This window comes from Leifsonia sp. 10N434 (assembly GCF_056394405.1).
Genome location: NZ_JBFTHV010000004.1, coordinates 14,181 through 35,234 on the forward strand (window position 1 = coordinate 14,181; position 21,054 = coordinate 35,234).

Here is a 21,054-nt window from a genome sequence, read left to right on the forward strand (position 1 = left end):
GGTACGCGCGCTGAGCTGAGGTACGCGCACTGCCTCCGGCACCGGCGTACGGTGTTCGCATGGCACGAGGAGTCGACGCAGACACGGTCGAGGAGTATCTCGACAACATCGATGAGCCGTTCGCGGGCGCACTGCGTACGGTGCGGGACCGCATCGCCGAGATCGTGCCGGAGTCCGAGCAGGTCATCAAATACCGCGTGCCGATCTTCCGCGTGCGCGGAAAGGACCTGGTCGGGCTCTCGGCCACGGCGAAGGAATGCAGTCTGCTGCTGATGAGCCCGCCCGCCGCGTCGGCGCTTCGGGGAGAGCTCGCCGAGGGGAGCATCACGGGCGCGACGCTGCACTTCGCGCCGGATGCGCCGCTCAGCTCCGCCACACTGCGCACCATCGTCGACTACCGGCTCGGCGAGCTCGCCTGACCTGGCGCGGCGAGAGGTGCCGAATGTCGCTCATTCGGGGCGAATAGGCGACGGATCGCACCTTTCGCGGGGTCGGGGGCGCGGGGTCAGAGCGGCGCGAGCAGCGCGCCGCGGAGACGCTCGGGCAGGTCGGGCGGCGTGTCGGGCTCGACCGCCAGCGCCTGCAACGATCGGCTGAAGAAGCCGCGGGCGGACGCGGCGAGCGTGATGTCCACGATCTCGCGATCGGTGAAGCCGAGCTCGCGGAGCCGAAGGCTGTCGGCCTCCGTCATGTCGGCCGACGCCGTGACGACGCGCTCCGCGTACTCCATCATCGCCACCTCCGCCTCGGACAGACCCGCGTCGCGGTAGTCGCGGGCGATCCGCTCGAGCTGCTCGTCGTCGATCAGGGCGCGCGTCTTGCGCCCGTGAGCCAGACGACAGTCCGTCGAGTGCAGCGCCTGCGCCGCCGCCAGCGTCACCAGTTCGTATCGTCGCTTCCCGAGCTGCGACACGATGCCCCGGATGAGCTGCTCCCAGCCGGCGTACGCTTCCGGGTTCACGCTCATCACCCGCGTATGGCCCGCCGCATAGCCGAGGTCCTTGATGTCGGCCGCGTAGATCCGCGCGACCTCGCCCGTGACCTCGTCTTCGTCCGGCGTTTCGATGATCGTCATGATCGCCTCCTCGCGTGCTGGCGCATCCGAACTCATGCTCGCACCGCCGCGGGCCCAGCGCTAGCGTGGATCCGATGACACCCGACGCCAGCTACACCGACTCGCGCCTCGCCGCGCTGTACGACGACCTCAACCCGTTCGGCGCTGACACGGCGTTCTATCTCGGTGTCGGTGCCGGGCATCCGGGCGCGACCATCGTCGATCTCGGCTGCGGCACCGGTCTGCTCACCGTCGAACTCGCCCGTCAGGGCCATCGGACGATCGGCGTCGACCCTGCGGGAGCGATGCTCGACATCGCACGCGCGCGGGAGGGCGGTGACCTCGTCGAGTGGATCCAGGGCACCTCCGCCGACCTGCCGAATGGGGAGGCCGATCTCGCGATCATGACCGGGCACGTGGCGCAGGTGTTCGTGGCCGACGCCGAATGGTCCGCGACCCTCGACGACCTGCGGGCCGCGCTGCGTCCAGGCGGCCTGCTCGTGTTCGAGAGCCGCAACCCGCTCGCTGCAGCGTGGCTCGAGTGGACGCCGGAGGATTCGCGCACAGAGCTGAGCGCGGTCGACGGTCCGCTCACCGCCTGGAACGAGGTCACCGAGGTCGCCGACGGCGTGGTGTCGCTGACCGGCCACTATCTCTGGGCGACGGGAGAACATCTGGAAGACCGGGGCACGCTGCGCTTCCGCAGCGAGGACGAATTGCGCGCGTCGCTGGGCGCCGCCGGCTTCGCGGTCCGCCGCATCCACGGCGACTGGAACGGCGGATCGGTCGCCCACGACTCCCGCGAACTCATCGTCGAGGCCGAGGCCGTCGGATCGTCCCGATGACCGCCGCCGAGCGTGATCGGGCCATCGCGGCGTTCCGGGGACTCGCGATCGGCGACGCGCTCGGGATGCCCACCCAGTCGATGTCCGCCGACGAGATCGCCGCGGACTACGGGCGAATCACCGGGTTCGTCGACGCCGGTCCGCACCAGCGGATCGCCGCCGGGATGCCGGCGGGCTCGGTGACCGACGACACGGAGCAGGCCGTGCTGCTGGCCGAACTGCTGATCGACGGCGACGGTCGCGTGGACGCGGACACGTTCGCGCGGGCGCTGCTCGCGTGGGAGAACCGGATGCGCGCCCGGGGGTCCCTGGACCTGCTCGGGCCGTCGACGAAGGCCGCGCTCGATCGACTGACCAGGGGCGTTCCCGCCGCCGAGGCCGGCCGGTTCGGCACGACCAACGGCGCGGCGATGCGCATCACCCCGCTCGGCATCGCGATGGGCGCGGATGACCTCGACGCGTTCGTCGACGCGGTCGCGCGCACGAGCGTGGCCACGCACAACACCGGGCTCGGGATCGCCGGCGCCTCGGCCGTCGGAGCGGCCGTGAGCGCCGGGGTCGCCGGCGCCGACACCGACGAGGCCGTCCGGCTCGGCATCGCGGCAGCGGCACTCGGCGCGCGCCGCGGCCACTGGGTCGCCGGGGCGGATATCGCCGCCCGGCTGCGCTGGAGCATCCCGATGCTGGCGGCGCTCGCGGAGGACCGCCGGGCGGAGGCGCTCGTGCAGCTGGTCGGCACGTCGGTGGCGTCGCAGGAGTCCGTCGTGGCCGCGATGACGATCGCCGCCCTCGCCGACAACGCGTGGGAGGCGCTGTGTCTCGCCGCATCGCTCGGCGGCGACACCGACACGATCGCCGCGATGGCCGGTGCGGTGCTCGGCGCGACGCGCGGAGCGGCTGCGTGGCCGGAGGCGGCGGTCGCGACGGTCGAGCGTGTCAACGACCTCGCGCTGCCGGCGCTCGTCGACGGGCTGTTGCGCATCCGGTCGCGGGGCGGCGACGCACAGGGAGCGTCCGATGACTGAGCAGCCGCGTCTCGTGTTCACGGGCAACGTCGTCGCCGACCTCGTGCTCGGCATCGACGCCCTCCCCGAGCCCGGCGGGGACACGATCGCCGGCACGACGCTGGTCACAGCGGGCGGCGGTCTCACCGTGATGCTCGCCGCCGAACGCGACGGCCTGCCCGTCGTCTTCGCCGGGCAGTACGGCACCGGGCCGTTCGGCACGGTGGTGCGGGCCGCGTTGGCGTCGAGCGGAGTGGAGATCGTGAGCGCCGGACTCGACGACGTGGACAGCGGCTTCTCGGTCGTGCTGGTCGACGGCACCGCCGAACGGACCTTCGTGACATCGGTCGGGGCCGAGGGCCGGCTCACCCGTGCCGACCTCGACCGTGTTCCGGTCGCGCCGGACGACCTCGTCTTCGTCTCCGGCTACAGCCTCGCGCACCCGGCGAACGCGGCCGCGCTACCCGGCTGGCTCGACGGACTCCCCGCCGGCGTGCGGGTGATCGTGGATCCGTCGCCGTTGGCCGACGAGCTCGACGGCGACCTGCTCGACCGGGTGCTGGCACGCACCGATCTGCTCACGGCCAACGCGCGCGAGACCCGCATCCTGACCGGCACGGGAAATCTGCCGGCCGCCGCGACGTCCCTTCGCGCGCGCATCCGGCCGACGGGGGCGGTCGTCGTGCGAGACGCGGCGAACGGATGCTGGATCACCGACCAGGTGAGCGCACCTCCTGTGCACGTGCCCGGCTTCACGGTGGACGCCGTCGACAGCACCGGAGCCGGTGACACGCACGGCGGCGTGCTGGCGGCGGCGCTCTCCCGGGGCGACGACCTCGCCGCGGCCGCGCGGCGCGCGAACGCCGCCGCCGCGATCGCGGTCACCCGCCGTGGGCCGGCGACGGCTCCGACCGCCACGGAGATCGACGCGTTGCTCGCCCGCTGACCGGCGGCAAGGGCAGCGCTGTGCCGCCCTTCCCACCCTTGTGACGGCGGCCGCCGCTACGATCGCACCATGTCGCCGCTCACGATCGCAGAGGTCACACCCGACACCGTCGACGCCGCCGTGCGCCTGCAGCTCGCGCCCGGCCAGGAGCGCTTCGTCGCCCCCGTCGCCACCTCCCTCGCCGAGGCCTATGTCACCCCTACCGCGTGGCCGCGGATCGTGCTCGACGGCGACGAGGTCGTCGGGTTCATCATGGGCAACTTCGATCCCGGCAACGACGTGCCGGAGTTCCGCGCCGGCATCTGGCGGCTGAACGTCGCTGCCGGCGCCCAGCGGCGCGGTGTCGGACGCTTCGCCGTCGACGCGCTCGAGGCCGAGGCACGGCGACGCGGGGTGGAGCGGATCACGGTGCTCTGGGAACAGGGCGACGGCGGTCCCGAGGAGTTCTACCTGCGCATGGGCTTCGCCCCGACCGGCGAGAAGCTGTTCGGCGAGGTCGTCGGCTCCAAGACCGTGACCCCCGACCCGGCGGGGACGGGGGCGCCGACGAGCGGACCCGGCCCCGAGCCGGTCACCCGGGTGACCGTACAGGATGCCGTACTCGCGCATCCGGTGTCCGTCGCCCGGCTCGAGACCAGGCGCATCCGCATCCTGCCCGGTGTCGCCGCCGGTCTGCACGTGCACAACGGCCCGGTCGTCGGCAGCATCGAGAGGGGTTCGGCCGTCTATCAGCTCGAGGGCGGCGAAGAGCGCGTGCTGCGCCCCGGGGACGTGTTCTTCGAACCGGAGGGCGAGCGGGTCGCCCGCTTCGACGGCGGTCCGGAGGGGGTCACGTTCCTGGCGACCTTCCCGCTCGCGGCCGGCGCCGAGGCCGAGATCGTCTTTCCCGAGGAGCCGCGCTGATGTTCCGGATCGCCCGCATCTACGACGAACCGACGCCGGACGACGGGTACCGGGTGCTCGTCGACCGGCTCTGGCCACGTGGCGTCTCGAAGGAGCGCGCGCACCTCGACCTCTGGCTGAAAGAGGTCGCCCCGTCCACGGAGCTGCGGGAGTGGTTCAACCACGAGGCGCCCCGGTTCGAGGAGTTCCGCGCGCGCTACGAGGCCGAGCTGGAGCAGAACCCCGCCGTCGAGCGGCTCCGTGCGATCGGGCGCGAGCATCCCGTGGTCACGGTGCTGATCGGAGCGCGCGACACGCAGCACAACCAGGGCGTGGTGCTCGTGGAGTTCCTGGAAGCACCCGCCGCCGGCTGACTGCGTGTCGCGGCGGGTCAGACGGCCACGGCGAGCGCCTCGTCGATCTCATCGTCGGCGTCATCGTCGGCCAGATACCTGGCATACGCACCGATCGTCAAGAAGGTGGGGAACTCCTCGCCGAGCGACACCTCGCGCAGCACCTCAGCGGCGTCGTCGAACCGGCTGCCGGGTGTCTCCCGCAGGGCCGCCAGCTCCGTGTCGAGGATGCCCGTCACCAGTTCGCGGTCGACCGGCCAGCCCTCATCGGTGACGACGCGGTTCTCGATCCACTGGCGCAGCAGCGAGCGCGAGATCTCCGCGGTCGCCGCGTCCTCCATCAGGTTGTCGATCGCCACCGCGCCGATCCCGCGCAGCCACGCCTCGATGTAGCGCAGCGCGACGGAGACATTGGCGCGCACGCCGTCGAGGGTCACCGTGCCGCCGGCCGTCGCGACGTCGAGCAGGTCGCCCGCCGTCACGCTCACGTCGTCGCGCAGCCGGTCGACCTGGTTGGGCCGCTCCCCCAGCACCGCGTCGAACTCGGCGAGCGCCGTCGGAATCAGATCCGGATGCGCGACCCAGGTGCCGTCGAACCCGTCCCCCGCTTCGCGCCGCTTGTCATCGGCGACACGGGCCAGGGCGCGCTCGGTGGCGACGGCATCCCGGCGGTTCGGGATGAACGCGCTCATTCCGCCGATCGCGTGGGCGCCCCGCTTGTGACAGGTCGCGACCAGCAGCTCGGTGTACGCACGCATGAACGGGACCGTCATAGTGATGCGGTCTCGATCGGGGAAGGCGAAGCGCCGGCCGCGCGCCAGGAACGTCTTGATGATCGAGAAGATGTAGTCCCAGCGCCCGGCGTTCAGGCCGGCGCAATGCTCGCGCAGCTCGTAGAGGATCTCCTCCATCTCGAACGACGCCTGGATCGTCTCGATCAGCACGGTCGCGCGGATCGTGCCCGTGGCCATGCCGACGCGCTGCTGGGCGAACACGAAGATGTCGTTCCAGAGCCGCGCCTCCTCGTGGCTCTCCAGCTTGGGCAGGTAGAAGTACGGCCCGCGCCCGGCGGCCACCAGCTCGTGGGCGTTGTGCCAGAAGTACAGCCCGAAGTCGACGAGCGACGCACTCGCCGGCGACGTGCGCCCCGACCGGTCGGTGAAGCTCAGGTGCTTCTCCACGAGGTGCCAGCCGCGGGGGCGCATCACGATGGTGGGGGTGAGCTCCGGCGGCGTCGTGACGCGGTACTCTTTGCCCTCCCGACTCGTGAACCGGATGTTCGAGCGCACCGCGTCGTGCAGCGAGAGCTGGCCGCCGATCACGTTGCCCCAGGTGGGGCTGGTGGCGTCCTCCAGGTCGGCCAGCCACACCCGAGCGCCGGAATTGAGGGCGTTGATCGCCATCTTGGGGTCGGTCGGTCCGGTGATCTCGACCCGGCGGTCCGCGAGCCCCGGACCCGCGCCCGCGACCCTCCACGTCGGGTCCTCCCGGATGGCGGCCGTCGTCGTGAGGAATTTCGGATCGCGGCCGTTCGCTGCGTCGGTGCGCTTGCGCAGCCGCTCGAGCAGGAGCTCCTGCCGGCGGCCGGCGAAGGCCTGATGCAGGTGGTCGATGAAGGCGATGGCCTCGGGGGTCAGGATCTCGTCGAAGCGTTCGCCGGTGCTGCCGGTGATCTCGATCATGGTCTTCTTCTCTCGTGTCGGTGGTGCGGGTCGTGCCGGACGATCAGAACTGGTGCTCCTCGGTGGAGCCGACCAGGGCGAGCGTTGCGCTGTCGGGGTTGAGCGCTGTCGCGATGCGGTCGAAATAGCCCGTGCCGACCTCCCGCTGGTGGCGGGTGGCGGTGTAGCCGTCGCGCTCCGAGGCGAATTCCGCCTCCTGCAGGTCGACGTAGGCGCTCATCTGGCGAGCGGCGTAGTCCTGGGCGAGCGTGAACATCGAGTGGTTGAGGGCGTGGAAGCCCGCAAGGGTGATGAATTGGAAGGCGTAGCCGTAGCCGGCGAGTTCCCGCTGGAATCGCGCGACCTGGTCGTCGTCGAGGTGCGACTTCCAGTTGAACGACGGCGAGCAGTTGTACGCGAGCTTCTTGCCGGGGAAGTCGCGATGGATGCGCTCAGCGAAGGCGCGGGCGAGCTCCAGGTCGGGCTCGGCGCTCTCCACCCAGAGCAGGTCGGCGTACGGCGCGTAGGCGAGGCCGCGGGCGATCACCGGATCGATCCCGTTGCGCACCTCGTAGAAGCCGTCCGCCGTGCGTTCGCCGTTCAGGAACGGACGGTCGCGTTCGTCGTGGTCGCTGGTGAGCAGCGTGGCGGCCAGCGCATCCGTGCGTGCGATCACGATCGTCGGAACGCCCGCGACGTCGGCCGCCAGCCTGGCCGCGTTCAGCGTGCGGATGTGCTGGCCGGTCGGCACCAGCACCTTGCCGCCCATGTGCCCGCACTTCTTCTCGCTGGCGAGCTGGTCCTCCCAGTGCACGCCGGACGCGCCCGCCTCGATCATCGAGTGCATGAGCTCGTAGGCGTTGAGCGGGCCGCCGAAACCGGCCTCGGCGTCGGCGACGATCGGTGCCATCCAGTCGGCGACCGGCCCGTCGGTGCCTTCGATCTGGCCGGCGCGCAGCAGCGCGTTGTTGATGCGGCGCACGACCGCCGGCACCGAGTTCACGGGGTACAGGCTCTGGTCCGGGTAGGTCTGCCCCGACAGGTTCGCGTCGGCGGCGACCTGCCAGCCCGAGAGGTAGATCGCCTGCAGCCCGGCGCGCACCTGCTGAACGGCCTGGTTGCCGGTGAGCGCACCCAGCGCCGCGATCCACGCCGTGTCGTCACTGCTCCGGATGGCGTCCCAGAGCCGCTCGGCGCCCCGACGGGCGAGCGTGCGCTCCTCACGAACGGGACCGCGCAGGGCGATGACGTCGGCGGCGGTGTAGTCGCGGCGGATGCCCGACCAACGCGGGTCCGCATCCCATTCGAGCTGGAGCTCGGCCGCCGTCTGAACGGTGTCGCCGGGGCGGGTGTTTTGAGTGCTCATCCTGACCTCCGTGGTCGTGTGGTGTGGTCGATCGAATCGGCTGGGTGACTTCGATCCTGGGCGGGCTGCACACGTCCCGGCCAAGAAAGCCCGGCAGAAGAATCCGTGTTCTTCTGTTTGCCAGAACTTCGCGGGGGTGTCACGATGTGCTGCATGACCGACACCGTCGACGACGACGTGAATGTGGACGCCCTCACGCTGGGCCGGCGCATCCGCGCCTATCGCGTGCAGCGCGGCCTGACGCTGGAGGCACTGGCGCAGGCGATCGATCGTGCGCCGTCGCAGGTGTCCACGATCGAGAACGGCAACCGCGAGCCGAGGCTCGCCCTCCTGCGCGCGATCGCCGCCGCGCTCGGGGTGACGGTCGACGACCTGCTCGATCCGACGCCTCCGGATGAGCGCGCCGCCCTCGAGATCGCGGTCGAGCGGGCTCAGCGCGGGCCGGTGTTCGCGGCCCTCGGCATCGAGCCCGTGCGGGTGTCGAAAGCCCAGACGGATGCGGGACTCCGCGCCATCCTGACGCTGCACCAGGAGGTGGAGCGCCTGCACCGCGAGCGAGCGGCGACCCCCGAGGAGGCCAGGCGGGCGAACGCCGAGTTGCGCGCAACGATGCGCGCCCGCGACAACTACTTCGCCGAGCTGGAGGAGATCGCGGCCTCGCTGCTCACCTCGGTCGGGCACGCCGGCGGCCCCGTCTCGCAGCAGACCGTCTCCGAGATGGCCGACCACCTCGGCTACTCGCTGCACTACGTCGGCGACCTGCCGCACTCGACCCGTTCGGTGACCGACAAGCGCAACGGCCGCATCTACCTGCCGACCGAGCAGTCGGCCTCGCGGGACTCGCGGTCGCCGATCCTGCAGGCCTTCGCGTCGCATCTGCTCGGCCACGACGAGCCGGGAAACTACGCCGATTTTCTGCGGCAGCGCGTCGAGACCAACTACCTCACGGCGGCCCTGCTGCTGCCCGAGCGCGACGCCGTCGCCCTGCTCGCCGAGGCCAAGAACTTCCGCCGTATCTCGATGGAGGACCTCCGCGACGCCTTCGCCGTGTCGTACGAGACGGCGGCGCACCGGTTCACCAACCTCGCGACCGCCCGGCTGGGCATCCCGGTGCACTTCATGAAGGTGCACGAGTCGGGCACGATCATCAAGGCGTACGAGAACGACGCGGTCGCCTTCCCGTCGGATGCGCTGGGCGCGATCGAGGGGACACCGGTGTGCCGCAGCTGGACCGCCCGCACGGTCTTCGATGTCGCCGACCGGTTCAGCCCGTACTACCAGTACACCGACACGCCCCGGGGGACGTACTGGTGCACCTCACGCATCGAGAAGGCCAAGGAAGGCGACTACTCGGTGAGCGTCGGCGTCCCGTTCGCCGACGTCAAATGGTTCCGCGGCCGCGAGACCGCGCACCGTGCCGTCTCGACCTGCCCGGACGAGGCGTGCTGCCGCCGCGCTCCCGCCGCGCTCGCGAGCACCTGGGAGGGCCAGTCATGGCCGAGCGCGCGCACCCCGACGAGTCTGCTGGCGGCCCTGCCGACGGGGACCTTCCCGGGCGTCGACGCCACCGAGGTCTACACGTTCCTCGAGCGGCACGCGCCCGCCGGCCGGTCGAACGGCTAGATGTCCTTCAGCGTGAAGTCGATGAGCGTCGGCGTGCCGAGCGTCCCGCCGATCGTGCAGATGGCGATGACGCTGCCCACGCCCTCGTGCGTGCCGGGCGGAAGAGTCATGCCGACGATCGCCTGGTAGGACCCGTCGGGGTTCTTCGTCGGAGGCTGCGCGGCGTTGTACGGCCGGAGCTCCGTGCTCGGAGCCTGCGCGAGATACTCATGAGCGCCCAGCACCGCGCAGGCGGTCCACGCCGCTAGCGGCGTCATGGCGTCGTCCGGTGAGGCGGCGACCGGAGCCGGGGTCGCCGTGACCGTCGCGGTCGCGGTCGCGGTGGCCGTGACCGTCACGGTCGGCGCAGGCGACGGCGATGCAGCCGGCGACCCGGCGCATCCGGCCAGCGACAGGCCGGCGACGATCACCGCGGCCCCCGCCACGCTCCGAATGATGATGGAGACCCGATGTCTCATGGCTTCCCCCGAACTCGAGCTGGTGCACGAAGAAGTACGAAGTGTGCAGCACTGCAGAGTCTAGGGAGCGCACCCCTCGGACGGAATGAATGGAATGGTCACGATTTCGCGACGGAATCCGTCGGGACGGTTCGGTGAGGCTTGCGAGAATGTCACAAACCGACAGAGGGGCGGGTACCGATCCGTGGGTGACACCGTTTTCGAGAGGATGCGTCCGGACGCATCGGCCGTGCGGCATGCGCTCGACGGCACGCGTCAGGCGACGTTCTGGATCGAGGACGCGCCCGGCGACGCGTACCCGCGGCTGACGGCCGACCTCGCCTGCGATCTGGTGGTGGTCGGCGGCGGCTACTCGGGGCTGTGGACCGCGCTGCTCGCCAAGCGGGAGGATCCCACCGCGCGCGTCGTGCTGCTCGAGGGCCGGCGGATCGGCTGGGCCGCCTCCGGCCGAAACGGCGGATTCTGCGAGGCCAGCCTCACGCACGGCGACGACAACGGGCTCAGCCGGTTCCCTCAGGAGTTCGACCAGCTGCAGCGCCTCGGCATGGAGAACCTCGACGAGATCGAGCGCACCGTCTCCGAGCTGGCGCTCGATGCCGACTTCGAGCGCAACGGAGCGATCGACATCGCCACCGAGCCCTACCAGGTCGACTGGCTCCGCGAGGCGGCGAACGGCGACGACGCCGTCTTCCTCGACACCGAGGCCGTGCGGGCGCAGGTCGACTCCCCCAGCTATCTCGCGGGGCTGCTCCGAACGCGCGACTCCGCGCTCGTGCATCCGGCCAAGCTCGCCCGCGCCCTCGCCCGCGCCTGCGTCGCCGCCGGCGTCGAGATCTTCGAGCACACCCCGGTCGAGTCGATCGGCGACGGCACCACGCTCCGCACCCCGCTGGCGACCGTCGCCGCCCAGCGCACCGCCCTCGCCACCAACGTGTTCCCGTCCCTGCTCAAGCGCAACCGGCTGGCCACGGTGCCCGTCTACGACTACGTGCTCATGACCGAGCCGCTGACGGATGCGCAGCTCGCGTCCATCGGCTGGTCCGGCCGCCAGGGCCTCGGCGACTCGGCCAACCAGTTCCACTACTACCGCCTGTCCGCCGACAACCGCATCCTGTTCGGTGGCTACGACGCGATCTACCACTTCGGCGGCCGAGTGCGCGAGGAGTACGAGAACCGGCCGGTCACCTTCGAGCGGCTGGCCGAGCACTTCTTCACGACGTTCCCGCAGCTGGAGGGCATCCGGTTCACCAACAAGTGGGCGGGCGCGATCGACACCTGCAGCCGGTTCTGCGCGTTCTTCGGCTCCGCCAGGGGCGGCCGCGTCGCGTACGCCACCGGCTACACGGGACTCGGTGTCGCGGCGACGCACTTCGGAGCCAAGGTCATGCTCGACCTGCTCGCCGGCCGCAGCACCGAGCGCACCGAGCTCGCGATGGTGAAGAGCCGCCCCCTGCCGTTCCCGCCCGAGCCGGCGGCGGCGATCGGGATCAACCTCACCCGCTGGTCCCTCGACCGGGCCGACCACAACGCAGGCACCCGCAATCTGTTCCTCAAGACCCTCGACGCCGTCGGACTCGGCTTCGACTCCTGACCCGCCGCCCGCGAGGAGACCCCGAATGACCCTCACCCAGAAGAACTCTGCCCCGACCGCCCCCGATGCCGACGGCTCGGTGCGGCTGCGGGGCATCACCAAGCGCTTCGGCGATGCGACGGCGGTGGCCGGCGTCGACCTGGACGTGCAGTCGGGCGAGTTCCTCTCGCTGCTCGGCCCGTCGGGCTGCGGCAAGACCACGCTGCTGCGGATGATCGCCGGGTTCGAGCATCCGGATGAGGGCGACATCGAGGTCGGCGGCGCCAGCGTCCTCGACATCCCGCCGTACAAGCGCCCGGTCAACACCGTGTTCCAGTCGTACGCGCTGTTCCCGCACATGACGGTCGCCGAGAACGTCGCCTACGGGCTGCGGCAGAAGCGCGTTCCGCGCTCGGAGGTCGCGACGCGGGTGCGCGACGCGCTCGACATGGCGCGGATGGGCGGCTTCGCCGACCGGAGCCCGCAGAAGCTCTCGGGCGGCCAGCAGCAGCGCGTCGCCCTGGCCAGGGCGCTGGTGAACCGCCCGAAGGTGCTGCTGCTCGACGAGCCGATGTCGGCCCTCGACCGCAAGCTGCGCGAGGAGATGCAGATCGAGCTGAAGCTGCTGCAGCGCCAGCTCGGCATCACATTCGTGTTCGTCACGCACGACCAGCAGGAGGCGCTGTCGATGAGCGACCGCATCGTGGTGATGCAGGGCGGCACGATCCAGCAGGTCGGCACGACCGAGGCCGTGTACGCGGCGCCCGCGAACGCTTTCGTCGCGGGATTCATCGGCAAGCAGAACTTCATCGACGCGACGGTGCAGCCCGACGGCGCGCTGCTCGGAGCCGACGGCGCCGTCCGGTCGGCGGGAGTGCCCGATGCGCCGGGCGCCTCCGGCAGCCGGGTGCGCGTCGCCGTCCGCGCCGAGGCCGTCTCCGTGAGCGCCACGCGGCCGGGCACCACCGCCGTGCGCGGCACGCTCGCAGGCATCTCGTTCCTCGGCGACGTGATCCAATACGTCGTCGTGACCGCGAGCGGACAGGAACTGCTCTCGCGCCGCCCACCGGCCCCGGCCGAACAGCTGAGCACGGGCGACACCGTCTGGTGCGGCTGGAGCGACGCCGACCTCCACGTCTTCCCCGCCGACGAGCCACGCGACGCCGCCCGCGACGACGAGGCCGCCTGAGATGCGGGGCTCCCGCCGCGCCGCCGACGTCGTCGCGCTCATCCCCGAGGTCGGCTCCTCCCGTCTCACGCGCAGGGCCCTGCTCAGCGGTTTCGCCGTGGCCGGCGCCGGACTCGTGCTGACGGCCTGCAGCAGGCAGACCGCGTTCGGCGCCTCCGCGCGAGTGGACGGCACGCTCGAGAGCCAGCTGAACGTCTACAGCTGGGGCGACTACGACGACCCGGCGAACATCAACGCCTTCCAGAAGAAGAGCGGCGTGACGGTGCAGCTCGACAGCTACGGCTCCAATGAGGAGATGATCGCCAAGCTGGGCGCCACGCGAGGCACCAGTGGCTACGACATCGTCGTGCCGACCGGCAACTACGTGCCGATGATGGTCGCCAACGGCCTGCTGCAGAAGCTCGATCACTCCCGGCTGAAGAACATCGGCAACCTCGACCCGCTCTACACGAACCAGTCGTGGGACCCCGGCAACCGCTACACGGTCTGCAAAGACTGGGGCACCACCGGCTTCGCCTACGACACCGATGTCATCACCCGGCCGATGCGCTCCTGGGCCGACTTCCTCGACGCCGCGCAGCACGAGGCCAGCAAGAACGTGGCCGTGCTGGAGGACCCGTGGGAGGTCACCAGCATGTACTTCGGCGCCCATGGCATCGACCCGAACACCACGAAGAAGGCCGACCTCGACGCCTGCGAGACCTACCTGGTGAACACGCTCGCCCCGCACGTGAAGGCGTTCAACTCGACCGCCGTCACCAGCGGCATCCCCGAGGGCACCTTCTCCCTCATCCAGGCCTTCAACGGCGACGCTCGCCAGGGGATGCTCGCGACCGACACGATCCCGAAGAACTGGAAGTTCGTGTACCCGACACCGACGGCCAACCTCTGGATGGACACGTGGGCGATCGCGACGGGCGCCCAGCATCCGGATGCGGCCTACGCATTCATCGACGCGATGCTCGAGCCGGACGCGTCGTACCGCGAGGTCGACTACATCGGCTACTCGACCGGCGTGAAGGGCCTGGAGGAACGAGCGAAGGAGGAGGGCTTCGACCTCCCCGAACTGGTCTTCCCCTCCGCCGAGGTCATCTCACGGCTCACCCCGGCCGAGCTCAACGACGCGGCGGAGCGCCTCGTCTCGATCGTCAACCGCATGATGGCGAAGGCAGGTTCGTGATGACCACCGCGCTCACCGACACCCCGCTCGGAACGGAGCGTTCCGCACCGGCGACCGGCATTCCGCCCGTGCCGCCCCGGAAACGACGGCGACTCCGGGTCTCCGGCACCACCATCGCCGGGTTCCCGACCTGGGCTTTCGTGCTGTTCTTCTTCATCATCCCGCTGGCGCTGGTGCTCTGGTACAGCTTCGGCTACAAGCCCGATCTGTTCTCCGCGCACGCCAACGACAAGCTCTCCTTCGCCCGCTACGGCGAAGCGCTGGATGCGACGTTCCTCGGCACGTTCCTCAACACTCTGAAGATCGGGCTGCTCGGCACCGCGATCTGCCTGGTCATCGCTGTGCCGTTCGCCTACTGGCTCGCGGTCAAGCTCAAGCCGCAGTACCGGGCGCTCGCACTGGCCCTCGTGCTCGTGCCGTTCTGGACGAACTTCCTGGTGCGCACCCTCGGCTGGCAGATCGTGCTCTCCCCGCAGGGTTTCCTCTCGAACGCCTTGCAGAGCATGGGACTCCTGCACGGCAAGCTCGACATCCTGTACACCCAGGCCGCGGTGCAGCTGGGCGTCGTGTACAACTATCTGCCGCTGATGATCCTGCCGCTGTACGTCGCGATGGATCGCGCCGGTCAGCCGTTGCGCGAGGCGAGCGCCGATCTGGGCGCGAACCGGGTGCGCACGTTCCTGCAGATCACCCTCCCCTTGGCGGCACCGGGCATCGCCAGCGGCTGTCTGCTGGTGTTCATCCCGCTGATGGGCGACTACGTGACCGCCTCGGTCCTCGGCGGCGCTCAGGGCAATATGGTCGGCCAGCTCGTCGCCAGCCAGTTCAACACCGCGCAGAACTGGGCGCTCGGCTCGGCGATGGCGGTGCTGCTGATGCTCTTCATCGCGGCCGCCGTCGTCATCGTCGGGGCCGTGCTGTTGATCGCCCGCTGGGCGCTGCGAAGGTCGCGCAGTGTCGACCTGACGGCAGTCGCGACGGGAGACGCGCGATGAGCGCGAAGCGAGCCCGGCGCCGTGATGGCGTGCACATCGGACTCACCGTCTGGGGCGTGCTGGTGTTCGCCTTCCTGTTCCTTCCGATCGTCGTGATGCTCGTCTACTCGTTCAACACCGGGCGGCTGCTCGCGACCTGGCAGGGCTTCGGCGTCACCGCCTACGCGAACGCCTGGGCGAACCCGGTCATCCGCGGGTCGGTGGTCACCTCACTCGAGGCCGCCCTGGGCGCCGCCGTGCTGTCGACGATCCTCGGCACGCTCGGCGGTCTCGCCCTCGCCCGGTCGAAGGCGCGCACCTCCTGGGTGCTGTGGGCGACGCTGCTGCTCTCGATCACCCTGTTCACCCCCGAGATCGTCGACGCGGTGTCGATGCTCCCCTGGTTCGTCAGCCTCGGCACCGACTTCGGGATCGGGATGTTCAGCGACGGTCTCGTGCGGCTGGTCGTCTCGCACGCCGTGCTGTCGGTCGCCGTCGTCACGTTCATCGTGCGGGCCCGGATGCAGGGCATGGACGAGTCGCTCGAGGAGGCGGCCGCCGACCTGTACGCGCCGCCGCTCAAGCGGTTCTGGCAGATCACCCTGCCCGTCGCGAGCCCGGCCATCTGGGCGGGCGCGCTGATGTCGTTCACTCTCAGCCTGGACAACACGATCGTCTCCAGCTTCGTGCAGGTGCCCGGCTCGACGCCCTGGCCGGTGTACATCTTCAGCTCGCTGCGGGTGGGACTGCGCCCAGAGATCGCGGCGGTCTCGGCCGTGATGTTCGTGTTGACGCTCGTCGCCCTCGCGGTGGTCGCCCTTGTGCTGCGGCGCGGTGGCGCGAACACCGAAGAGATGGCCAAGACCCTGGCGAGCGCGTGACCGGGATGGACGCCTTCGAGACCACAGCGCTGATCGGCGCGGCCGCCCTTCCGCTGGCTCACGAGATCGTTCAGGACGACCAACGGGTCTCGGGAGAGCCGGCGACCGGGCTCGTCGAACTCGGAACGTTCGGCGGTCTCGAGGTCGGCGTCTGGGAGATGACAACTGGAGCCATGACCGACGTCGAGGCGGACGAGCTGTTCGTCGTCGTCGCCGGGCGGGCGACGATCGCTTTCGAGGCATCCGGAGTGGTGCTGGCGATCGGACCGGGCGACATCGTGCGGCTCACCGAGGGCGACCGCACCACCTGGACCGTGACCGAGACGCTGCGCAAGGTCTACCTGGCGTAGCTAGCGCGGGTACCCGTCCGCACGCCGCGCGAGCAGGGCTGCGTGCAGGGCGCTCAGGGTCTCGCCGTCGTCGAGGTCCATCCCGAGCAGGTCCTCGATCAGCGCGATCCGCTGGTAGAACACCGAGCGGGAGAGGTGGCTCGCCCCCGCCGCCCGCGTGCGATTACCCGGATGCGTCAGATAGGCGCGCAGCACTTCCAAGAGGTCCCCGCCGTTGGCCAGGTCGTACTCGATCAACGGGCGCAGCATCTGCTCGCTGTGCTCCTGCATGCGCGGATCGCTTCCCATCGCGTTCACGAGCCGCAGCAGCGGCCGGCGCTCGACCCGGTGCACCACGGCTGTTCGCCCGCGCCCGGAGTCCGCGCGGCCGAGCAGCTCGGTCGCCTCCTCGATCGAGGCCAGCAGCCCCGGGATGCCCGGAGCCTCCGATCCCACCGCCAGCTGCACCTCGTTCTCCGGCGCCCGCAGCTCCCGTGCGACCGCCCGGGCGATGTCCCCGAACACGGCGTCGGTGATCGGGCGCCCGCGGCGCACCGAGAGCGCCAGCACCACCGTTCCCCGGTTCTGGGACGGGTGGGCGGCGGCGAGCGCGTCCGCGCCGGCCTCCCTGGCCGCGGTCAGCGCGGCCACGACGACACGCGCCGCATCGGCACCGGCCGCTCGAACCGCCACCGCCGAACCGATCAGTGTGCGACCCGTCACCGCGAATCCGGCCGCCTCGACGCGGGCGACGAGGCCGCTCTCGCTGGCGAAGCGGCGCCCGAGCAACGCACCGAGCAGCCGATCGTGACTCTGGCGGGTCCACTCGTCGTCGTCGCGGTCGGCGAGGCGGCTGAGCGCCAGCGCCACCGCCGCCTGCTCCAACACGTTCGACCGGCCGGCCGGATGCGGCTCCCCCGGCAGCGCGATCAGGTGACCCCATCGCATCCCCCTGGCCTCGACCGGCGTGATCAGCCAGCCGTCGCCGTCGCCGCGGTGGGCGGCCCGCGAGCGGTGCTCCCAGTCGTCGAGGGCGTCGTCGGCGGCGCCGAGGGTCTCCGCGGCGATCACCTGATGATTGACGTCCTCCAGCACGACGGGCGCGGCCAGCGCCCGGCCGGCCTGCGACACGATGAAGTCCGCAGGGCTCCCGCGCAGGCTCAACTCGGTGAACAGGGCGTGGATCTCGTCGCGGGCGCGCAGCGCCACCATCTGGTCGTCGATGATGCGGGAGTGCACGGCCTCGGTGATGGCGATGAAGCGGACCTCGCGGTGCAGCACGACGAACGGGAGACCGGCTGCCTGGAACGCGGCGACCAGCGCGCGCGGCGCTGCGGGCATCCGGTCGCTCAGCTCGAGCACGAGGCCGGCGACGTCGTCGCGGATCAGCTGGTCGGCGAGCGCGGCCAGCTCCCGCTCGTCGGAAGGCCAGCCGACACCCGTCGAGAGCAGCAGCTCGCCTCCGCTGATCAGGCGGGCCGACTGCGCACTCTCCGACACGTGCACCCAGCGAACCGGTCGATCGAGGGCGGCATCGCCGGACAGCACCTCCGGCAGCGCCCGCGCGACGTCGTCGTACCGCAGGATCTCACGCACCGTGGGGAGGAGCACCGTCGCCGCCTCGTCCGGACGATCTGTTCTGTCGGGCTCCAACGTGCGACGTTCTGGCATCGACCACTCGCCTCACTCTCTGTGATCATTGGCATGTAAGCCTACAGTTCCATCCGGGCAATCCGTCCGACAAGCACCGAGGAGAAGCCGCGTGGCCCTCATCCGCCATTACATCGACGGTCAGGCGACCGGCGACCCCGTCCGCACCGGACCCGTCTTCAACCCGGCGACGGGCGAGCGCCGACACGACGTCGTGCTCGGCAGCGCCGCCGACGTCGAGCAGGCCATCGCGGCCGCCCGCGCCGCCCTCCCCGGCTGGCGCGCCACCAGCCTCACCAAGCGCGCAGACGTGATGTTCCGCCTCCGTCACCTGCTCACCGAGCGGTCGGGCGAGCTCGCCGCCATCGTCACCGGTGAGCACGGCAAGGTGCTCTCCGACGCGGCCGGCGAGATCGGTCGCGGACTCGAGAACGTCGAGTTCGCCTCCGGCCTCATCAACCAACTCAAGGGCGAGTACAGCCAGCAGGTCTCCTCGGGAGTCGACGTGCACAGCGTCAAGCAGCCGGTCGGCGTCGTCGCCTGCATCACGCCGTTCAACTTCCCCGTGATGGTGCCCCTCTGGATGGTCGCCAGCGCGATCGCGTGCGGCAACACCGTCGTGCTCAAGCCGAGCGAGAAGGACCCGAGCGCGTCGGTCTACCTCGCCGAGCTGTTCCGCGAGGCGGGGCTCCCTGCCGGCGTGCTCAACGTGGTGCACGGTGACAAGGTCGCCGTCGACACCCTCCTCGACAGCCCGGATGTCGACGCCGTCAGCTTCGTCGGCTCCACTCCGATCGCGCGTGCCATCTACCAGCGCGCAAGCGCCAACGGCAAGCGCGTCCAGGCGCTCGGCGGTGCCAAGAACCACATGGTCGTGCTCGAGGACGCCGACATCGAGGCCGCTGCAGACGCCGCCGTCTCCGCCGCCTACGGCTCGGCCGGAGAGCGGTGCATGGCGGTGAGCGTGCTCGTCGCCGTCGGCGACGTCGGCGACCGGCTCGTCCCCGCGATCGAGCGCCGCCTCGACTCCCTCGTGATCGGCGACGGCACCGACGCGGCGAGCGAGATGGGTCCGCTGATCACCCGCGAGCACCGCGACAAGGTGGCGTCGTACGTCACGGGCGCCGGTGCCGAGGGCGCAACGGTCGTCGTCGACGGCACCGCGAAGCAATTCGACTCCGACGGCTTCTTCGTGGGTGTGAGTCTCATCGACGACGTCACCACCGACATGAAGGTCTACACCGACGAGATCTTCGGCCCCGTGCTGTCGGTCGTCCGCGTCGACACTTTCGAGGAGGCCGTGGCGCTGGTCAATGCGAACCAGTACGGCAACGGCGTCGCGCTGTTCACCCGCGACGGCGGCGCCGCGCGCCAGTTCGAGTTCGACATCGAGGTGGGCATGGTCGGCATCAACGTGCCGATCCCCGTTCCGATCGGCGCCTTCTCCTTCGGCGGCTGGAAGAACTCGCTCTTCGGCGACGCGCACATCTACGGGCCGGAGTCGTTCCACTTCTACACGCGCAGCAAGGTCGTCACCTCGCGCTGGCCCGACCCGCTGCAGTCGAAGATCGAACTCGCGTTCCCCGGAAACTCCTGATCCTGCACCGTGAGAGGCCTGCCATGACCGACACCATCGACACCAGCACGTCGTCCGCCCCGTCCGCTCCGTCCGCTCCGTCCGCTCCGGCCCGCGACGGCTTCACCGATCGGAACGGCGTCTCGCACCCGTTCGGCGACCGCGACGCCGAGACGCAGGTGCGCAGCGACGACCGCAGCCACGTGTTCCACTCCTGGAGCGCGCAGGCCCAGATCGACCCGTTGCCCATCGCCGCCGGCGCCGGCTCGACGTTCTGGGACTATCGCGGCAACGCGTACCTCGATTTCAGCTCGCAGCTGGTGAACCTCAACCTCGGCCACCAGCATCCGGATCTCGTGCGCGCCATCCAGGAGCAGGCGGGCCGGCTGGCGACCATCCAGCCGTCGATGGCGAACGACGTGCGCGGCGAGCTCGCGCGCCGCATCGCCCGGGTCGCGCCCGGAACGCTCAACCGGGTGTTCTTCACGAACGGCGGCGCCGACGCCAACGAGTACGCGGTGCGGATGGCACGCCGGGTCACCGGACGCCGCAAGGTGTTGTCGATGTACCGCTCGTACCACGGCGGCACGTCCACCGCGATCTCGCTCACCGGCGACCCGCGTCGGTGGGCGAACGAGCCGAGCGACGGGTCGGTCGCGCACTTCTTCGGCCCCTACCTGTACCGGTCGGCGTTCCACTCGACGACGCCGCAGGAGGAGACGCAGCGTGCCCTCGAGCACCTGGAGAACGTCATCGTGCTCGAAGGCGCTGCGACCGTCGCCGCGATCATCATCGAGACGGTGGTCGGCACGAACGGCGTGCTGGTCCCTCCGCCCGGCTACCTGGCCGGGGTGCGCGAGCTGTGCGACCGCTACGGCATCGTCTACATCGCCGATGAGGTCATGGTCGGCTTCGGCCGCATCGGCGAGTGGTTCGCCGTCGACGCCTTCGATGTGGTGCCCGACCTGATCACCTTCGCCAAGGGGGTCAATTCCGGATACGTGCCGCTCGGCGGCGTCGTGATCTCCGACCGGATCGCCGACTTCTTCGACGACGTGCCGTTCCAGGGCGGCCTCACCTACTCCGGGCATCCGCTGGCCTGCGCCGCCGGTGTCGCGACGTTCGAGGTGTTCGAGCGCGACGGCATCCTGGAGCGCGTCCGCGACCTCGGGTCCCGGGTGATCGAGCCGGAGATCACGTCGTGGCTCGACACGCACCCCTCGCTCGGCGAGGTGCGCGGGCGTGGGCTGTTCTGGGCGCTGGAGCTGGTGCGCGACCGGGAGACCCGGGAGCCGCTCGTGCCGTTCAATGCCACGGGAGCGGACGCCGCGCCGATGGGCGCCGTGGCCGCCGCGTGCAAGGCGGCGGGCGTCTGGCCGTTCACGCACTTCAACCGGATGCACATCGCGCCGCCGCTCGTGATCGAGGAGGACGAACTGCGCCGCGGGCTGGCGGCGATCGACGATGCGCTGACGGTGGCCGACGGGCACGTCCGGTAGCCGTCGGTGTGCGC

At 70.6% G+C, this 21,054-nt stretch carries 20 protein-coding genes; 15 read left to right on the top strand and 5 right to left on the bottom strand.

Annotation, left to right across the window (positions count from 1 at the left end):
- Positions 1-59 precede the first annotated feature (59 nt).
- Positions 60-419 (top strand): iron chaperone, encoded by a 360-nt coding sequence (locus AC1DB1_RS11425; protein WP_477200860.1) that lies wholly within the window; start codon positions 60-62, stop codon positions 417-419.
- Between the two features lie 86 nt (positions 420-505).
- Here AC1DB1_RS11425 and AC1DB1_RS11430 read toward each other — a convergent pair whose 3' ends face one another.
- On the bottom strand, positions 506-1,075 hold the full coding sequence (locus AC1DB1_RS11430) for a carboxymuconolactone decarboxylase family protein (protein WP_477200861.1): 570 nt from the start codon (positions 1,073-1,075) through the stop codon (positions 506-508).
- 74 nt (positions 1,076-1,149) lie between these two features.
- Between AC1DB1_RS11430 and AC1DB1_RS11435 the strand changes: the two genes are divergently transcribed.
- The 5 genes from AC1DB1_RS11435 (at position 1,150) to AC1DB1_RS11455 (ending at position 5,105) form a co-directional block, all read left to right on the top strand.
- A complete protein-coding gene (locus tag AC1DB1_RS11435) occupies positions 1,150-1,899 on the top strand; it encodes a class I SAM-dependent methyltransferase (RefSeq protein WP_477200862.1) in 750 nt (249 codons plus the stop codon).
- Positions 1,896-2,924 carry an ADP-ribosylglycohydrolase family protein gene (locus AC1DB1_RS11440; protein ID WP_477200863.1) on the top strand — a complete coding sequence of 343 codons (1,029 nt, stop codon included), beginning with the start codon at positions 1,896-1,898 and terminating at the stop codon, positions 2,922-2,924. Before AC1DB1_RS11435 ends, AC1DB1_RS11440 begins: the two co-directional genes overlap by 4 nt.
- On the top strand, positions 2,917-3,849 hold the full coding sequence (locus AC1DB1_RS11445) for a PfkB family carbohydrate kinase (RefSeq protein ID WP_477200864.1): 933 nt from the start codon (positions 2,917-2,919) through the stop codon (positions 3,847-3,849). The genes AC1DB1_RS11440 and AC1DB1_RS11445 overlap by 8 nt, the downstream gene beginning before the upstream one ends.
- Positions 3,850-3,918: 69 nt before the next feature.
- Entirely contained in the window at positions 3,919-4,752 is an 834-nt protein-coding gene (locus tag AC1DB1_RS11450) for a GNAT family N-acetyltransferase (protein WP_477200865.1), read from the top strand.
- Complete coding sequence (locus tag AC1DB1_RS11455; RefSeq protein ID WP_477200866.1) at positions 4,752-5,105, top strand: DUF488 domain-containing protein; 354 nt, start codon at positions 4,752-4,754, stop codon at positions 5,103-5,105. The genes AC1DB1_RS11450 and AC1DB1_RS11455 overlap by 1 nt, the downstream gene beginning before the upstream one ends.
- A 17-nt stretch (positions 5,106-5,122) precedes the next feature.
- Here the strand turns inward: AC1DB1_RS11455 and aceB are convergent, their stop codons facing one another.
- Together aceB and aceA are read right to left on the bottom strand one after the other, a co-directional pair.
- On the bottom strand, positions 5,123-6,766 hold the full coding sequence (gene aceB, locus AC1DB1_RS11460) for a malate synthase A (RefSeq protein WP_477200867.1): 1,644 nt from the start codon (positions 6,764-6,766) through the stop codon (positions 5,123-5,125).
- Between the two features lie 43 nt (positions 6,767-6,809).
- Positions 6,810-8,111, bottom strand: a complete 1,302-nt coding sequence (gene aceA, locus AC1DB1_RS11465) for an isocitrate lyase (RefSeq protein ID WP_477200868.1) — start codon at positions 8,109-8,111, stop codon at positions 6,810-6,812.
- 153 nt (positions 8,112-8,264) lie between these two features.
- Between aceA and AC1DB1_RS11470 the strand changes: the two genes are divergently transcribed.
- Positions 8,265-9,734 (top strand): helix-turn-helix domain-containing protein, encoded by a 1,470-nt coding sequence (locus tag AC1DB1_RS11470; RefSeq protein ID WP_477200869.1) that lies wholly within the window; start codon positions 8,265-8,267, stop codon positions 9,732-9,734.
- On the opposite strand, the gene AC1DB1_RS11475 is transcribed toward AC1DB1_RS11470, so the two are convergent.
- Positions 9,731-10,159: a hypothetical protein gene (locus tag AC1DB1_RS11475; protein ID WP_477200870.1), complete on the bottom strand. Its 429-nt coding sequence runs from the start codon at positions 10,157-10,159 to the stop codon at positions 9,731-9,733. The two genes, AC1DB1_RS11470 and AC1DB1_RS11475, sit on opposite strands and share 4 nt — an antisense overlap.
- 217 nt (positions 10,160-10,376) lie before the next feature.
- On the opposite strand from AC1DB1_RS11475, the gene AC1DB1_RS11480 reads away from it, so the two are divergent.
- The 6 genes from AC1DB1_RS11480 to AC1DB1_RS11505 are packed head-to-tail and all read left to right on the top strand — an operon-like array spanning position 10,377 to position 16,336.
- On the top strand, positions 10,377-11,783 hold the full coding sequence (locus tag AC1DB1_RS11480) for an NAD(P)/FAD-dependent oxidoreductase (RefSeq protein WP_477200871.1): 1,407 nt from the start codon (positions 10,377-10,379) through the stop codon (positions 11,781-11,783).
- A 25-nt stretch (positions 11,784-11,808) separates the two neighbouring features.
- On the top strand, positions 11,809-12,951 hold the full coding sequence (locus tag AC1DB1_RS11485) for an ABC transporter ATP-binding protein (protein WP_477200872.1): 1,143 nt from the start codon (positions 11,809-11,811) through the stop codon (positions 12,949-12,951).
- A 1-nt stretch (position 12,952) separates the two neighbouring features.
- A complete protein-coding gene (locus AC1DB1_RS11490) occupies positions 12,953-14,131 on the top strand; it encodes a polyamine ABC transporter substrate-binding protein (protein WP_477200873.1) in 1,179 nt (392 codons plus the stop codon).
- The gene (locus AC1DB1_RS11495) at positions 14,131-15,126 is read left to right on the top strand and encodes an ABC transporter permease (RefSeq protein WP_477201156.1); all 996 of its coding nucleotides are present in this window, start codon (positions 14,131-14,133) and stop codon (positions 15,124-15,126) included. Before AC1DB1_RS11490 ends, AC1DB1_RS11495 begins: the two co-directional genes overlap by 1 nt.
- Positions 15,123-15,986: an ABC transporter permease gene (locus AC1DB1_RS11500; RefSeq protein WP_477200874.1), complete on the top strand. Its 864-nt coding sequence runs from the start codon at positions 15,123-15,125 to the stop codon at positions 15,984-15,986. Before AC1DB1_RS11495 ends, AC1DB1_RS11500 begins: the two co-directional genes overlap by 4 nt.
- Before the next feature lie 5 nt (positions 15,987-15,991).
- The gene (locus tag AC1DB1_RS11505) at positions 15,992-16,336 is read left to right on the top strand and encodes a cupin domain-containing protein (protein ID WP_477201157.1); all 345 of its coding nucleotides are present in this window, start codon (positions 15,992-15,994) and stop codon (positions 16,334-16,336) included.
- On the opposite strand, the gene AC1DB1_RS11510 is transcribed toward AC1DB1_RS11505, so the two are convergent.
- Entirely contained in the window at positions 16,337-17,926 is a 1,590-nt protein-coding gene (locus AC1DB1_RS11510) for a PucR family transcriptional regulator (protein WP_477200875.1), read from the bottom strand.
- 151 nt (positions 17,927-18,077) lie between these two features.
- On the opposite strand from AC1DB1_RS11510, the gene AC1DB1_RS11515 reads away from it, so the two are divergent.
- Complete coding sequence (locus AC1DB1_RS11515; protein ID WP_477200876.1) at positions 18,078-19,562, top strand: CoA-acylating methylmalonate-semialdehyde dehydrogenase; 1,485 nt, start codon at positions 18,078-18,080, stop codon at positions 19,560-19,562.
- Positions 19,563-19,585: 23 nt separating this feature from the next.
- Positions 19,586-21,040: an aminotransferase class III-fold pyridoxal phosphate-dependent enzyme gene (locus AC1DB1_RS11520; RefSeq protein ID WP_477200877.1), complete on the top strand. Its 1,455-nt coding sequence runs from the start codon at positions 19,586-19,588 to the stop codon at positions 21,038-21,040.
- Positions 21,041-21,054: the final 14 nt, after the last annotated feature.

Bases quoted from the DNA above. Each gene is read 5' to 3' on its own strand.
- AC1DB1_RS11430 (WP_477200861.1), bottom strand. From the start codon at position 1,075: ATGACGATCATCGAAACGCCGGACGAAGACGAGGTCACGGGCGAGGTC.
- AC1DB1_RS11505 (WP_477201157.1), top strand. From the start codon at position 15,992: ATGGACGCCTTCGAGACCACAGCGCTGATCGGCGCGGCCGCCCTTCCG.
- AC1DB1_RS11450 (WP_477200865.1), top strand. From the start codon at position 3,919: ATGTCGCCGCTCACGATCGCAGAGGTCACACCCGACACCGTCGACGCC.
- aceA (WP_477200868.1), bottom strand. From the start codon at position 8,111: ATGAGCACTCAAAACACCCGCCCCGGCGACACCGTTCAGACGGCGGCC.
- AC1DB1_RS11490 (WP_477200873.1), top strand. From the start codon at position 12,953: ATGCGGGGCTCCCGCCGCGCCGCCGACGTCGTCGCGCTCATCCCCGAG.
- AC1DB1_RS11470 (WP_477200869.1), top strand. From the start codon at position 8,265: ATGACCGACACCGTCGACGACGACGTGAATGTGGACGCCCTCACGCTG.
- AC1DB1_RS11435 (WP_477200862.1), top strand. From the start codon at position 1,150: ATGACACCCGACGCCAGCTACACCGACTCGCGCCTCGCCGCGCTGTAC.
- AC1DB1_RS11485 (WP_477200872.1), top strand. From the start codon at position 11,809: ATGACCCTCACCCAGAAGAACTCTGCCCCGACCGCCCCCGATGCCGAC.
- AC1DB1_RS11495 (WP_477201156.1), top strand. From the start codon at position 14,131: ATGACCACCGCGCTCACCGACACCCCGCTCGGAACGGAGCGTTCCGCA.
- AC1DB1_RS11440 (WP_477200863.1), top strand. From the start codon at position 1,896: ATGACCGCCGCCGAGCGTGATCGGGCCATCGCGGCGTTCCGGGGACTC.
- AC1DB1_RS11500 (WP_477200874.1), top strand. From the start codon at position 15,123: ATGAGCGCGAAGCGAGCCCGGCGCCGTGATGGCGTGCACATCGGACTC.
- AC1DB1_RS11445 (WP_477200864.1), top strand. From the start codon at position 2,917: ATGACTGAGCAGCCGCGTCTCGTGTTCACGGGCAACGTCGTCGCCGAC.
- aceB (WP_477200867.1), bottom strand. From the start codon at position 6,766: ATGATCGAGATCACCGGCAGCACCGGCGAACGCTTCGACGAGATCCTG.
- AC1DB1_RS11520 (WP_477200877.1), top strand. From the start codon at position 19,586: ATGACCGACACCATCGACACCAGCACGTCGTCCGCCCCGTCCGCTCCG.
- AC1DB1_RS11425 (WP_477200860.1), top strand. From the start codon at position 60: ATGGCACGAGGAGTCGACGCAGACACGGTCGAGGAGTATCTCGACAAC.
- AC1DB1_RS11455 (WP_477200866.1), top strand. From the start codon at position 4,752: ATGTTCCGGATCGCCCGCATCTACGACGAACCGACGCCGGACGACGGG.